This is a genomic window from Micromonospora sp. NPDC051296, from assembly GCF_040682255.1.
Lineage (GTDB): Bacteria > Actinomycetota > Actinomycetes > Mycobacteriales > Micromonosporaceae > Micromonospora > Micromonospora craterilacus.
Genome location: NZ_JBFBAO010000182.1, coordinates 1 through 13564 on the forward strand (window position 1 = coordinate 1; position 13564 = coordinate 13564).

Here is a 13564-nt window from a genome sequence, read left to right on the forward strand (position 1 = left end):
GGCGCTGATCGGTCACCTGGACGCGGCGGCCGGTGTGACCGGTCTGATCAAGACGGTGCTCGCGCTCCGCGCCGGCGTGCTGCCACCGAGCCCGTACCTCGGCGGGATCAACCCGGAGCTGTCCCTCGCGGACAGCCCGTTCTACCTACCCAGGATCCCGCGGCCGTGGCCGGGTGACGGGCCGCGGGTCGCAGCGGTCAGCTCGATCGGCATGGGCGGGACGAACGCGCACGCGATCCTGCGGCAGGCACCCGAGCCCGCGGCCCGGCCGGGGCGGCGGCACCGATGGCACGCGATCGCGGTGTCCGCCCGGTCGGAGGAGGCGCTGGACCGGATGCGCGCCGGCCTGGCCGACCGGTTGACGCCCGGCGACGACCTGGCCGACGTGGCGTTCACGTTGCACGCCGGGCGGCCGCGGGAGGCGTACCGCGCTGTGGTGGTGGCCGAGGACGCGGCCGGCGCCGCCGAAGCGCTCCGGAGCGGCGGGCGGCAGGCGCACGAGCCGGCCGGCGACGTACCCGTGATGTTCCTGTTCCCCGGGCAGGGTGCGCAGCGTCCGCGGATGGGACACGGGCTGTACCAGACGGAACCGGTCTTCCGGGCCGCGCTGGACGAGGTCGCCGGGCTGGCCCGCGCGCACGGCGTACCGTTGCTGGATCATCTGTTCGATGACGCGCCGGAGGCCGCAGCGCGCCTGACGGACACCAAGATCGCGCAACCCGCGCTGTTCGCGGTGGAGTACGCGCTGGCGCGCCTGCTCGGATCGTGGGGGGTCAGGCCGGCCGCGATGCTCGGGCACAGCGTCGGCGAGTACGTGGCTGCCGCGCTGGCTGGCACGTTCTCGCTGCCCGACGCGGTGGCGCTGGTGGTGACACGCGGGCGGCTGATGGCGGGCCTGCGGCCCGGGGCGATGCTCGCCGTCGCCGTCACCGCGGACGAGCTGCCGACGCTGCCCGGCGGCGTCTGGCTGGCGGCGGACAACGCGCCGGGCAGTTGCGTCGTGGCGGGCGAGCCCGGCCCGGTCGATGCGTTCGCGCAACGGCTGGCTCGCGACGCGGTCCCGACCCGGCGGCTCGCGGTCTCGCACGCGTTCCACACGCCGATGGTCGCGCCCGCACTGGCCGAGCTGGCCGAGGCGGTGGCCGGGGTGCCAGCGCGCCCACCGGAAATCCCGTTCGTGTCGTGCCGGACCGGGCGGTGGATCACCTCGGCGGAGGCCGCCGACCCAGGTTACTGGGCCGGGCAGGCCGCCGATCCGGTGCGATTCCGGCCGGGGCTTCGCACACTGCCGGACGGCATCCTTCTCGAGGTGGGGCCGGGTATGGCGCTGACCGGCTTCGTCGCCGGCCGCACCGCGCTGCCCACGCTCGGCCGCACGGTCCCCGGTGACGATCCAGATGGCGAGGAGAAAGCCCTGGTCACCGCGCTCGGCCGGCTCTGGCTGGCCGGCGGCACCATCGACTGGACGACCTTCCTCGGTCCCAGTGCCGGCCGGGTGCCGCTGCCCGGGTACCCGTTCGCGTCGAACCGGCACTGGATCGCGCCCGGCGTTCACGCTGCGCCGCCGCGCCCGGCCGGTTCCGATGTCGCGGACCTTCCGGCCGAATCCGCCGACGACGTGACGGTCCGGCTGCGGCGGCTCTTCGCGGAGCTGCTGGGCATCGCCGGGGTCGGCGACCACGACGACTTCTTCGAGCTCGGCGGCACGTCGTTCCTGGCCACCCGGGTCGCCGCGGTCGTCAACGACGAGTTCGCGGTACGCCTGACCGCTGGGGACCTCTTCGACGCGCCGACCGTCGACACCCTGGCCGAGCTGGTCTGGCGGCAGCTGACCGAGGAGGACGGCGACTTGCTCGAGGAGATCAGGCGGCTGTCGCCGCAGGAGGTCCGCGCGGTCCTGGGCGACGATGACGGCCGCGGCTGAGCGCGCCGCCGCCCGGCACCTCGTGCCGTTCGGCGAGCGGTGGGCGATCTGGCGGTGGGTGGCGCTGCGCGGCGCGGGCATGCCGGTCGACTGGCTCGCCCGGCTGAGCCGCCCCGGGCTCGCGGACATCGGCGAGGAGGAGTTCGCGCGGGCCGGCGCGGAGCTCGCGGCGGACCTGCGCGCGCTCGCAACCGAGCCGGCACTGCGGGAGGCGATCACCTGGCAGAACCGGCACGCGCTCCGGACCGGGGTGGACGTGATGCTGGCCTCGCCGGGGCGCCGCTCCTCGAAATACCGGCAGAAGGAGGCGCTGGTCGCCCGCTACCTGCAACGCTACTGCGCAAAGAACGACACGATCGGCTTCTTCGGACCGGTCGGCTGGGCCACGATCCGCGATGACGGGCCGGCCATCACGGTACGCCCGGGAGCGGGCCTGGTCGCTGACCGGACGACGTACCTCGAGGGCTGGTGCGCGGACGAGATCGCGGCCGTGATCGCCGCGGACGAGGAGCTGCGGCCGTGGCTGGCGCCGCGGATCCCGCCGTTCCTGCGCCTGGACGGCGATCAGCTGCACCGACCGCTCGCCCCACCGCTGACGCTCCCGCCGGACGAGGCCGCGGTCCTCGCCCGCTGCGATGGCGTGGCCCCGGCGCACGCGATCGCCTCCGCGCTCGCCGGCCACGACTTCGGCACGCCCGGGGAGGTCGTCCAGGTGCTGCACCGGCTGGCCGCCGCCCGCCGGATCGTCTGGGGCCCGCAGATCGCCGCCGACGACCCCAACCCGATCCGCGCGCTACGGGACCTGCTGCGTCCCCTGCCGGCCGGGCCGTCGCGGCAGCACGCCGAATCCATTGTAGAAGGGCTGGCCGAGCGGCACCGGGCAGTCGCCGCCGCCACCGGTGACCCGGATCGGCTCGGCACCGCGCTCACCGCGCTGGAAGAGTGGTTCACCGAGGTCACCGGCGAGGCCGCCACCCGCAACCACGGCCGGTTGTACGCCGGTCGCACCCTGGTCTACGAAGACTGTCGCCGCGACCTCGACGCCGAGCTCGGTCCGGAGCTGCTGGCCGGCCTCGCACCCCCGCTGGAACTGCTGCTCACCTCCGCCCGCTGGTTCACCGAGCGTGCGTTGGCGCTCTACCGTCGAGAGCTTCTCGCGCTGCACGACCGGCTCGCCGCCCGACACGGCCCCGAGGTGCCGTTCGAGAACCTCTGGTTGTACGCCCAGGACCTGATCTTCCGGGACGCCGGCGACGCGTTCGACGTCCTCGCCACCGAGGTCAGGCAGCGGTGGGCCACCGTGCTCGCCACCGCGCCCGGCCCCGACTACGCGTCCGCCGGCCTCCGCGACGCCGTCGACCGTGTCTTCGCCACCACCGTCACCACGCCCGGCATCACCCGATACTGCTGCCCCGATGTGATGATCGACGGCCCGAGCGCCGCCGCGATCCGGGCCGGCGAGCACCGGTTCGTCCTCGGCGAGCTGCACGCCGGCTTCAACACGCTGACCTCCGCGTTCTTCGCCCGCCAGCACCCCGCGCCGCACGAGCTGGCCGACGCGGTCGAGCGCGATCTGCCGGACCCCCAGATCGTCGCGGTCTTCTCCCGCGAGGTGCCGTCCCGCATGATGCGCGGCCTGGTGGCCCCGCGCGACCTGCGCATCCTCTACGCCCTGGACAGCTGCGGGGTGGCGCCCGAGGTGGCGGTGCCGGTGAGCTCGCTGGTCGCCGCGCGTACCGGCGATGAATTGATGATTTCCAGCCGAGACGGCCGGATCACGTTCGAGAGCATGGTCTTCTTCGGCGAGCTGGTCATGGTCCGGGCCCATCGCGCGTTCGGCGTGTCCGCGCCGGCCCCGCACACACCCCGGCTGACCGTCGACCGGCTCGTCGTCGAACGCGAGACGTGGCGCTTCGCCCCGCGCGACCCGGCCTTCGCCTGGATCGCCGGTGAACACGAGCGGTTCCGCGCCGCGCGACGCTGGCGAGAGGACCGGGGCCTTCCCCGGTATGTCTTCGTCCGCACCGCCCGCGACGCCAAGCCGCTCTACACCGACTTCGACTCACCGGTGCTGATCGACCTGCTCAGCCGTGCCGTGCGGCGTGCCGCCGACGACGGCGAGGATGTGACGATCAGTGAGATGCTCCCCGGCCCGGAGCACGCCTGGTTGCCGGACGCGCAGGGCCGCCGCTACACGAGCGAGCTACGCCTGGTCGCCATCGCACGCCCGTGACCTGCCGGACCGGTGTCCATGGTGTCGCCGTTCCCGATCCACGCGGCCGTAGGCGAGGACACGCCCGACCGCGTGGCGCTGACCCGTGGGCGCCACGTCAGGTGAGCCGAGCGGCGAACTCCGGCACCGTGGGGGCGTCGAAGATCCAGCGGGCCGGGACCTCCACGCCGAAGGCCTCGCTGATCCGTAGTGCGGCCGACACGGCGAACAGTGAATGCCCGCCAAGCTCGAAGAAGTCCCGGTCGCCGGCCGCCAGTTCGCGCTCCTCGTCCGGCCCGCAGCCGAGCACGTCGGTCCAGATCGCAGCGATCCGGCCCCGTACCCCTCGGTCGTCCGGGTCCTCGTCGACCGGCGGCGCGGCTGCGGCCAGTCCGGCCAGCGCGTCCGGGTCGACGCCACCGGCGCCGGTGCGCGGTAGCCGGGGCACGACCACCACGCCGCCAAGAGACTGCCGGCCGGTCGATGTCGCGCGGGTGCGGCGCAGCAGGACCGCGGGCACGATCGTGGCACCCGGTGCCGGCACGACCACCGCCACTCGGCGACCGTCGACCGTGGTGACGGCCGCGTCCGCCACGTTCGGCTCGGCCCTCACGGCGTCGGCCGGTGACGCCGCCAGCTCCAGGTCACCGTCCGGCGTGACCCGGGCGACCTCGTCACCGAGGAACACCCGTGCGCCGCGCCGGTCCGCGAACGGATCCGGACGGAACCGGTCGGCGGTACGCGCCGGATCTCCCGCGTAGCCGATCGCCAGTCCCGCGCCGGTCAGGCACAGCCGTCCAGCGTGCCCGGCGGGCATCAGCCGTCCCAGATCGTCGACGGTATAAGCCCCGGCGCTGCCGACAGCGGTCACCGAGGTGTGCGTAGACGTCGTGCTGCTCACCGGGTAGCCCGCCTCGACCGGGCCGGCGAGGCAGTGCACGGGAAACGGGAGCCGGACCTGGTCACGTCCGGCGACCACGGCGGCGCGCAGCCGCGAACCGTGTGCCGCGGCCCAGACTCCCAGCTCCGCGACGTCCGCGCCGCCCGCGAAGGCCACCGTGGCCCGCATCCTCGCGGTCCCTGCATGCAGGACCGCGCCGGAGAGCAGCGCGGCGCAAACCTCCAGCAGCCAGGCCGCCGGTCCGGCCGAGCGCCACGCCACGACATCGGCCGGTGTGAGCCCGGGTAACGCGGCGGCGCGCCCGGCGAGGTCCGCGAGGGCGGACCGGGGGAGTACGACTGGCGCGGGCGGGGCACCGTCACCCGCCGCGTCCAGCAGCACGGCTGCCGCGCTCGCCCTGACCACGCTCGGCAGCACAGGTACGTCCGGCGCGTCATCGGCGTCCACCATGGCCAGGCGAGCCGGCCACGCCCCGGTGGCGTCCGAGCCGGCCAGCAGCATCGTGGCACCAGCCCGATCGGCCAGCGCGACTCGTCGCTGCTGCGGCGTCTCCGGGTCGAGCAGCAGGCAGGCCGCACCGGTCCGCAGGATCCCGAGCAGCCCGGCGGCTGTCCTCGGCGTGGCCTCGGCATGCAGCGCCACCACGGTTCCCGTCACGCAGCCAGCGGCGCCGAGCGCGCCGGCCACCCGCCACGCCCAGCGGTCCAGCTCACTCCAGCTGACCTCGCGCGTGCCCGCGTCCACCGCGACCGCGTTGGGTGCGGCGGTCGCACGCTCCGCGACGACCGTGCTCACGTCCGGATGCCCGCGCCCGGCGGCGGGTCTGATCACCGCGCGCGCCACCTGCCCCGCCGGCAACGCCGCGACGTCCGCGAGCGGCCGGTCCGGGTCGGCCGCAATCGCGGTCAGAATCTCGTGCAAGTGCTCCGCGTATCCGGCGACCGCCCCGGCCGGGAACCGGGACTCGTCGTGCAGCAGCTTCAGCAGGACCGCGCGTTCCGCGAAGACCTGCAGGACCAGCGGGTAGTTCGGCTGGCGCAGCAGCCGGAAGCGCCGATCCGTCCAGGCGCCCCCCTGTGCCCGCAGGGCCGCGTCGAGCAGGAAGTTCTCGTAGACCACGAGCGTGTCGAACAGGCGCTCGCCGGCCGCGGCCGCATCCCGCTGGATCTCCATCAGGGACGCGTGCTGATGGTCGCGGACCCGTACCGCCTGGCCGCGCAGCGCGACGAGCAGCTCCCGGACGGTCGACGAGGCGCCGACCCGGGCCCGCACCGGCAGGGTGTTGAGCATGAGGCCGATCATCGTGTCCGATCCGGGCACGGTGTCGCGCCGCACCGACCGTACCGCTCCGAAGACGACGTCCTCCCGGCCGTGACAGCGGCCGAGTAACACAGCCCAGGCCGCCTGCATCACCGTGTTGAGCGTGCAGCCGCACTCGCGCGCCACCTCCCGCAGCCCCTCGGACAGCTCCTCCGTCAGTTGCAGGTCGTGCTCGGCGTGCCGGACGCCGGATGCCTCGCCCCGATCCCCGGCGATCAGCGTCGGGCCTGGCAGATCGGTCAGCGTCGCGCGCCAGAAGTCGCGCTCGGCCGCGCCGTCCCGCGTGGACAGCCAGTCGATGAACGCGCGATAGGGCAAGGCCGGCGGCAGGTCGGGGACCGTGCCGGCCCGCAACGCGTCGTACGTGGCGAAGACCTCCCGCAGGAGCAGCAGCAGCGACCGCCCGTCCAGCACCGAGTGGTGGAACGTCAGCAGGAACCGCACCGCACCCGCCTCCCGCCGGATGGCACCGCGCACCAGCGGCAGCCGATCCACCCGGAACCCGCGCGCCCGATCCGTACGCAGGAACGGCTTCCAGTCCCCGGTCACCACCGTGATCGGAAACGGCATCGGCGGATACAGGTCCTGACGCACCTCGCCGTCCCCGCCGATCCGGAACGCGGTCCGCAGGGCGTCGTGCCGGTCCGCCGCCCGCTGCCATGCCGCCGCGAAGATGTCGGCGTCCAAATCGGACTCCAGGACGCACTCCAGCTGTACGGCGTCGAGGCTCGGCCCGTCTGCGAGCGGGCTGTCCGCGACGATGCCCAGCTGCATGGGGGAGAGGGGATAGGTATCGATCGGGCCGTCGGCCACGGCGGTCCTCCCGAACGCGAAAGTCTGCGTCAAGGATACGTATCGATCGACATGATCGGCATGGCCGAATCTCAGTCGACCGGCCGCCCCACCCAGAACAGCCCTTGGTTATTGATGTTCTTCCCTAGAGAAAAGATCATCGACCAAGGGCTGTTTCCCTGACCAGTCGGGATCCCCAGAGGACCCCTGGAGGTTAAGGGTCAAGCGGCGTCGAACTCCGCCAGTACGCCATCCCACAGCCCGATGCGTGCCTTGATCGCCTCGACGCTCACCGCGTCGGCCTCGGCCTCGCGCTGCGGATCGCCGTCGCACAGGGCGGCGAGAAGGCGCAGCGCGAGCGGGCCGTGCTCGTCGTGGTCCAGGGCGATGTGGCGATCCAGGTAGTGCCGGAACACCGGTGCGTTCGCGAGCACGTCGTCCACGTTGGCGCGGACCTCGGAGAACACGTCCGGCAACAGGTTCTCGCGGCCGTGGCAGAACGAGGACGCCACCTCGTGCGGTGCGCCGTTCAGGGCCACATCGAGGGTGTGGCTGACGAACTCGCGGACGCTCGACGGAATCTGCTCGTCCTTGAGTGCTGTCATGTGACCGACTCCGCTGTCCAGCCCGGCGAGGAACGCGTCGATCGGCCCGGTGTCCGCGCCGATCTCGGCCATCGCGCGCCGGTACAGCTCGAAGTGGCTGATGTAGCCGCCGTCGATGTCCTCGTCGGTCTCCTCGGCCAGGACGATCTCCATGATGAACCGACCGTGCTCGGCGTGCCCTCGCGGCTGCCACGGCAGCGTGACCGTGGTGACCTCCGTCTGCAGGCGCTTGAGCAGGGTGAAGAAGTCCCACACGGCGAATACGTGGTGCTTCATGAAGATGCGCAGCCGGTCCTCGGTGGTGATCTGCGCGTACAGGGGGTGGTCGACGAGCTTGGCACGTACCGCGTCGAACTCAGCGTTAGTGGTCAACTTTCCTCCCGGTCATCTCATCGTTCCGTTCGAGTTCACGCGGCGCGCCCGCCCGCTCCGAGGATCCGGTGGGTCAGCGCGATGGGCCGTACCTTCAAGGTGCCGGTCCGGGGCAGCTCGGCCTGGCGGATCTGGATCGGGTCGGGCCAGCTGCGGAAATTCGACCAACGCGGGGAACTCCACCAGTGCCCCGGGCATCACCCGGCGTCGGCGCCTCGGTCCATCGAAGCGAGCCCGGTAGCGTGTGACGCGAGGCCACCGCGGCTACCGTGCCGGTCAAAGCCTGCCCGCGTCGCGGGACGGAACCGCTGGCCACATGATGGTGCCCCTTCCCCTTGGATACCAAGGCTGCGCCAAGTACGAGGCTACCGGCTGGGCGGAGATGGAGGCAACGAAACCAGGGCCGTCCTGTAACGACATTGATCTGCCGGTAATGTTTAGTGGCCCACTACACGCCTTGTCTGATCGCCGTGGGACCGAGCGCCCTGCCGAGTTTCCGGGGCGCTCACTCCGTGAGCGGGGTGTCAGAAGGGACGCCGATCAGTGGCGCTCGAGGTCGTCCTTGAGTCGGGCCAGCGTCTGCCGCATGCCGTCACGGTTGGCCGCCGGCCGAGCCGACGCCACCTTGCCCGTGAAGATCCTGCCGAGCACCATGGCCGCCCGGTTGCGCCGGTCGTGCCAGTATTCGGTCACCTCGCACCCTCCGCGAGCAGGCGCGAATCGGTAGCCCCACCGCGCGACCGGCTGGCCGAAGGCGGAGACGTCGAAGGCGAACTCGCGGCCGGGCTCCGCGACGACGACCCGTGCGGTGGTGAACCAGAGGAACGGGCCGCGCCGGTTCCAACCGACGAAGCGGCTGGGGCGGCCGCCGTCCCGGGCGGTCACCCAGATCGCGAAGCACTCGGGGCTCCACCGGGCCATCCGGCGCAGGTCGGCGACAGCGGCGTAGGCGGTCTCGGCCGGCGTCGCGACGGCGACCCGCTCCGCGAGTTCCTCGGTCATCCCGTCACCGTAGGCGTCATTGGCTGTCGCGGCGAGCCCTCGGCGCGTTTCCCCAGGGAAGGTAGCCGGGCAGATCGGTGCTGACCCGGCCCGGGAACGCGGGCTCACGACGCTGTCGGAAAGAGTCGAATCCCTCCCGGGCATCCGCGCTGTCCAGGCTGTCGGCGGCGAGCCGGGAGTCCAGGCGCTGCACCGGGTACGGCGAGTCCAGGGCGCTCATCCGGTAGAGCAGCTGCCGGATGATCGCGACGGACACCGGCGCGGTCGTGGCGACGATGGCACGGGCGAGCTGGTATGCCTTGTCCAGCAACTGCTCCGGCTCATGGACACTGTGGACGAGACCGGCGTCGAGCGCCTCGGCAGCGTCGAAGGCCCGCCCGCTGATCATCCAGTCGAGGGCGCGCCCCATCCCGACCAGCCGGGGCAGGAACCAGGCGGAGGCGCCCTCCGCGTAGATGCCGCGCCTGCTGAAGACGTACCCGAATCGGGCGTCGGTGGCGGCGAGCCGGTAGTCGGCCGGCAGGATGATGGTCGCACCGGCGCCGACGGCCGCACCCCGGATGGCGGCGATGACCGGCTTGTTCATCGCGTAGATGCGCATCGAACAGCGGCCGGCGGGCTCGTCCCACTCCCCGGCGTCGCCGTCGGCCGGCGTGTCGAACTCCGATATGGACAGGTCGAGGCCGGCACAGAAGTGTTCGCCCGCGCCGGTGAAGACCACCACGCGAACCTCGTCGTCGTGATCCGCCCGGTCGAAGGCATGCGCCAGTTCGTCGGCCATCTGGACGGTGTAGCCGTTACGGGTATCGGGGCGATTCAGCGAAATCGTCGCGATCCGGTCCGCGACCGTGTACGTGATCTCGCCATAGGCATCCACGCCGGAAACGATAGAGCGGCCATGCGCGAGCGGCAATCCTTGGTCGGGAGCGGCCGGGCAACACGCTTCTTCCACCGCCGCCGCCTTGCCGGCCGTAGATCGTTCGGGCAGACTTCCGCCGTGTCCCCCGATGTCCTCGAGCTCTACCGCCGACACCTGGGCGAGGGGCAGGGCCGCGTGGCCGCGATGCTCAACACCCCGTTGGAGGTCGGTGCCACCGGCTCCGTCGTGCACACGGCAGACGGCCGTGAGCTGTTGAACTGCGGCGGCTACGGAGTCTTCTTCGTCGGCGCTGGTCACCCCCGGGTGCTCGCCGCCGTGCGCGACCAACTGGACCGGCAGGCACTGTCCACCCGGGTGCTGCTCAACGAGCCGGCGGCCCGAGCCGCCGCGGCGCTGACCTCGGTGGCACCAGCCGGGCTGACCAAAGTGCACTTCTCCAACTCGGGCGCCGAGGCGGTGGAGACCGCGATCAAGATCGCCCGGGCGAACGGGCGACACCGGCTGGTGTCGATGCACAGTGGATACCATGGCAAGACGACCGGGGCGCTGTCGCTGACCGCCCGCGCGCTATACCAGGATCCGTTCCGTCCACTGTTGCCGGAGGTCGGACACGTCCGGTTCGGCGACCTGGCCGGCTTGGCCGAGGTCGTCGACGGTGAGACCTGCGTGGTCGTGGAGCCGGTACAGAGCGAGGGCGGTGTGATCATTCCCGAGCCGGGCTATCTCGGCGCGGTCGCAGCGCTCTGCCGCGACCGTGGCGCCCTGCTGGTCCTCGACGAGGTGATGACCGGGCTGGGTCGGCTCGGCACCTGGTGGGGCGCGGACCGCGACGGCGTACGGCCGGATCTGCTCCTGGTCGGCAAGGCGCTCAGCGGCGGGCTGGTGCCGGTCGCGGCGACGCTGGCGACCGCCGACGTGTTCGCCCCATTCGACCAGGACCCCTACTTGCACACGTCGACGTTCTCCGCCAACCCGTTGGCGATGGCGGCGGTCAGGGCGACCGTCGAGGTGATCCGCGACGAGGGGCTGGTCGACCGGGCCGCAGGGCTGGGCGGCCGGCTGCTCACGGCGCTGACCAGCGCGGTACGGGCGATCGGGCACCTGGTTGCCGAGGTGCGCGGCGCCGGGCTGTTGATCGGTGTGGAGTTCCGCAACGGGCAGCACGCCGCCGAGTTCCTGATGGACCTGCTCGACAACGACGTAGTGGTCAACCATTCGATGAACGCCCATCCGGTGCTGCGGCTGACCCCGCCGGCCACGATGACCGCCGCCGACGAGGCGCGGCTGATCGCCTCCATCGACCGCGCCTGTGCCGCGCTCGCCGCGCGCTTCCCGGCCCCGGGCGTCGCCGGATGACCGGCCGTACGGTGCTGGTCACCGGCGCCAGCGGCGTGGTCGGCACCGCTGTGTTGCCGGAACTGGCCGACTACGACGTGATCGCGGGGGTGTTCCGGCGGCTGCCGGCCGGCTCGGACCGGGCGGTCCGGCTCGACCTGCACGCCCCGTCGCTCGGGCTGGACCGGCGCGCTTACCGGGAACTCTGCGCCGAGGTCGACGTCGTGATCAACTCGGCGGCGATCGTGAACTTCTCCGCCGACCAGGCGGAGGTCGACCGGCTCAACATCGAGGGCCTGGGCCGGGTGATCGAGTTCGCCGCCGAGGCGGACGCCCTGCTGATGCAGGTGAGCACCGCCTACGTGGCGCGGCACGGCAAGGCCGGCGGCGGCGATCGGCGGGGCACCGAGAAGGCGTCGGCACGCACCGACGAATACGTGGCGTCGAAGTACCTCGGCGAGGAGATGGTCCGCGACAGCGGCCTCGACCATGTGATCGTTCGGCCGGCGATCGTCATCGGCGACTCGGCGACCGGGGTGATCCGGCAGAACCAGGCCGTGCACCTGCTGGCCGAATACCTGCTGACCGGTCGGCTGCCGTTCATCCCGGCGCACCCGGGCACCTACTTCGATCTGGTCCCGCAGGACCTGGTCGCCAAGGGCATCCGCGCGGTGCTCGACGCGGACCTGCGTGCCGGCGAGTTCTGGTTGACGGCCGGTCCGGCCGGAGTGCCGGTCGAGCGCTACCTCGAGCTGGTCACCGAGACCGGCCGCGAGTGCGGGCTCGACGTCCCGGCCGCCCGGGTCGCCGATCCGTCGATCGTGGACCGGCTGGTCCGGCCCGCGTTCGCGGACGTGCTGCCGGCGGAGGACCTGGCCCGGTTGGACGCGGTGGTGGCGGTCTGCGGGCTGGTCATCATCCCGGAGTTGCTGCCGACCTCCTTCGGCGCGCTGCCCGGCGGTCCGGCAGCCCTGACGCCCGCCCAGGTCGAGGACGCCTGGCGATGCTCGATCCGCGAGCTGATCCGCGGCCTGAGTAAATGATCATCTACGCGAGCTGAGGAGTCACGATGGAGTGTTCCGTCGTCGTGCACGCGCTGCTACCCGGCGCCGACGCCCAACGGACGTTCGACCGGCTCGCCGACTTCGGCGCGTACCCGGAGTTCACCGATGCCGTGCGGACGGTCGCGGTCACCCAACTCACCCCGACCCAGGTCGAGTCGGCGTGGGAGGTCAACTTCCGCAAGGGCATCCTGGTCTGGACCGAGCGCGACGACATCGACCCGGTGGCGCGGCGGATCGAATTCGCGCAGACCAAGGGCGACTTCTCCGTCTTCACCGGCTCCTGGCTGGTGGTGGAGGAGGGTGACGCGGTCCGGGTGGAGTTCGCCAGCCGGTTCGATCTCGGCATCGCCTCGCTGGCCAGCCTGATCGACCCGGTGGCATGCGCGGCGCTGCGGGACGCGATCGGGGACATTCTGCGCGGGCTGTTTGGCGCGGACATCGAGATCGATGCGATCGAGGCGGCACCCGTAACCGCCTAGGCTCCGAGCCGGCCCGTACGGTGTCCAGCCCGGCCACGCCGGTGCGGGCAGCGGTCAGTCGATCAGGTCGTAGAAGTCGTCCCTCGACGCGTCGATCTTGTCGCCGCTGGTGTCCACGAGGGACATGAGCCGACCGAGGGCGTCAGCCACCCGCTTGCGGGCGACCCCGTCCATCGCCAGGTGTGACAGGTCGGACTCCAGCCGGCCCAGGTCTTCGAGCACCCCGAGCGCGGACGCGGCCCGCTCCGGCACCAGTTCGCCGCGCACATAGGCGACCAGCTCGTGCACGCCAGGGTGGTCGAAGACCAGGGTCGCCGGCAGGGTGAGCCCCGTCACGGCGGCCAGCCGGTTGCGCAGCTCGACCGCCGTCAGCGAGTCGAAGCCGAGCTCCGGCAGGCTCCGCGCCGCATCGAGGTCGGCGCTCGACTGGTGCCCCAACACCAGCGCGACCTCGCTGAGCACCAGCTCGCGCAGCACCCGATCCTGTTCGGCCGGATCGAGTCCGGGCAGCGTTCGGGCCAGGTCCAGCCCGCCCGGCGCTGCCGCGACACCGCCGACCCCCATCCCGCCCGGCACGCCCAGCTCCGCCGGGAGCGGGGCCGCGCCGGCGGGGTCCGCCGGCAGCACTCGCCCAAGCCGTTCGCTGTCGTCTGTCGACAACCGAGCGATAGGCATACC

Annotated in this window: 10 protein-coding genes; 5 read left to right on the plus strand and 5 right to left on the minus strand. The window is 72.4% G+C overall.

From position 1 onward, the window contains the following. Together AB0M52_RS19500 and AB0M52_RS19505 are read left to right on the plus strand one after the other, a co-directional pair. A partial coding sequence (locus AB0M52_RS19500) for an acyltransferase domain-containing protein (protein ID WP_363955361.1) occupies nt 1-1924 on the plus strand: 1924 nt, incomplete at its 5' end. Further along, nucleotides 1908-4157 carry a lantibiotic dehydratase gene (locus AB0M52_RS19505; protein WP_363955364.1) on the plus strand — a complete coding sequence of 750 codons (2250 nt, stop codon included), beginning with the start codon at nt 1908-1910 and terminating at the stop codon, nt 4155-4157. The genes AB0M52_RS19500 and AB0M52_RS19505, both read left to right, overlap by 17 nt. A gap of 97 nt (nt 4158-4254) precedes the next feature. Here AB0M52_RS19505 and AB0M52_RS19510 read toward each other — a convergent pair whose 3' ends face one another. The 4 genes from AB0M52_RS19510 to AB0M52_RS19525 all read right to left on the minus strand — a co-directional run bounded on the left by AB0M52_RS19510 (nt 4255) and on the right by AB0M52_RS19525 (nt 10161). Further along, nucleotides 4255-7170 carry a condensation domain-containing protein gene (locus AB0M52_RS19510; RefSeq protein WP_363955367.1) on the minus strand — a complete coding sequence of 972 codons (2916 nt, stop codon included), beginning with the start codon at nt 7168-7170 and terminating at the stop codon, nt 4255-4257. A gap of 200 nt (nt 7171-7370) precedes the next feature. Then, nucleotides 7371-8126, minus strand: coding sequence for a DUF3050 domain-containing protein (locus tag AB0M52_RS19515; RefSeq protein ID WP_363955370.1), 756 nt, complete (start codon nt 8124-8126; stop codon nt 7371-7373). A gap of 540 nt (nt 8127-8666) precedes the next feature. Next, a complete protein-coding gene (locus tag AB0M52_RS19520) occupies nt 8667-9128 on the minus strand; it encodes an SRPBCC family protein (protein WP_363955373.1) in 462 nt (153 codons plus the stop codon). Nucleotides 9129-9144: 16 nt separating this feature from the next. Beyond that, on the minus strand, nt 9145-10161 hold the full coding sequence (locus tag AB0M52_RS19525; RefSeq protein WP_363955376.1) for an enoyl-CoA hydratase-related protein: 1017 nt from the start codon (nt 10159-10161) through the stop codon (nt 9145-9147). On the opposite strand from AB0M52_RS19525, the gene AB0M52_RS19530 reads away from it, so the two are divergent. Genes AB0M52_RS19530 through AB0M52_RS19540 form a run of 3 tightly spaced genes read left to right on the plus strand, consistent with a single transcriptional unit; the run spans nt 10126 to nt 12886 of the window. Then, complete coding sequence (locus AB0M52_RS19530) at nt 10126-11364, plus strand: aminotransferase class III-fold pyridoxal phosphate-dependent enzyme (RefSeq protein ID WP_363955379.1); 1239 nt, start codon at nt 10126-10128, stop codon at nt 11362-11364. The genes AB0M52_RS19525 and AB0M52_RS19530 overlap by 36 nt on opposite strands. Further along, complete coding sequence (locus tag AB0M52_RS19535; protein WP_363955381.1) at nt 11361-12386, plus strand: SDR family oxidoreductase; 1026 nt, start codon at nt 11361-11363, stop codon at nt 12384-12386. Before AB0M52_RS19530 ends, AB0M52_RS19535 begins: the two co-directional genes overlap by 4 nt. A 26-nt stretch (nt 12387-12412) precedes the next feature. Then, complete coding sequence (locus AB0M52_RS19540) at nt 12413-12886, plus strand: SRPBCC family protein (protein ID WP_363955384.1); 474 nt, start codon at nt 12413-12415, stop codon at nt 12884-12886. A 54-nt stretch (nt 12887-12940) separates the two neighbouring features. On the opposite strand, the gene AB0M52_RS19545 is transcribed toward AB0M52_RS19540, so the two are convergent. Next, nucleotides 12941-13564: phosphopantetheine-binding protein (locus tag AB0M52_RS19545; RefSeq protein WP_363955386.1), on the minus strand; the 624-nt coding region annotated here is incomplete at its 5' end.

What these genes read in the sequence shown, in the direction of transcription:
- AB0M52_RS19520 (WP_363955373.1), bottom strand. Translation starts at nt 9,128, where the DNA reads ATGACCGAGGAACTCGCGGAGCGGGTCGCCGTCGCGACGCCGGCCGAG.
- AB0M52_RS19505 (WP_363955364.1), top strand. Translation starts at nt 1,908, where the DNA reads ATGACGGCCGCGGCTGAGCGCGCCGCCGCCCGGCACCTCGTGCCGTTC.
- AB0M52_RS19535 (WP_363955381.1), top strand. Translation starts at nt 11,361, where the DNA reads ATGACCGGCCGTACGGTGCTGGTCACCGGCGCCAGCGGCGTGGTCGGC.
- AB0M52_RS19540 (WP_363955384.1), top strand. Translation starts at nt 12,413, where the DNA reads ATGGAGTGTTCCGTCGTCGTGCACGCGCTGCTACCCGGCGCCGACGCC.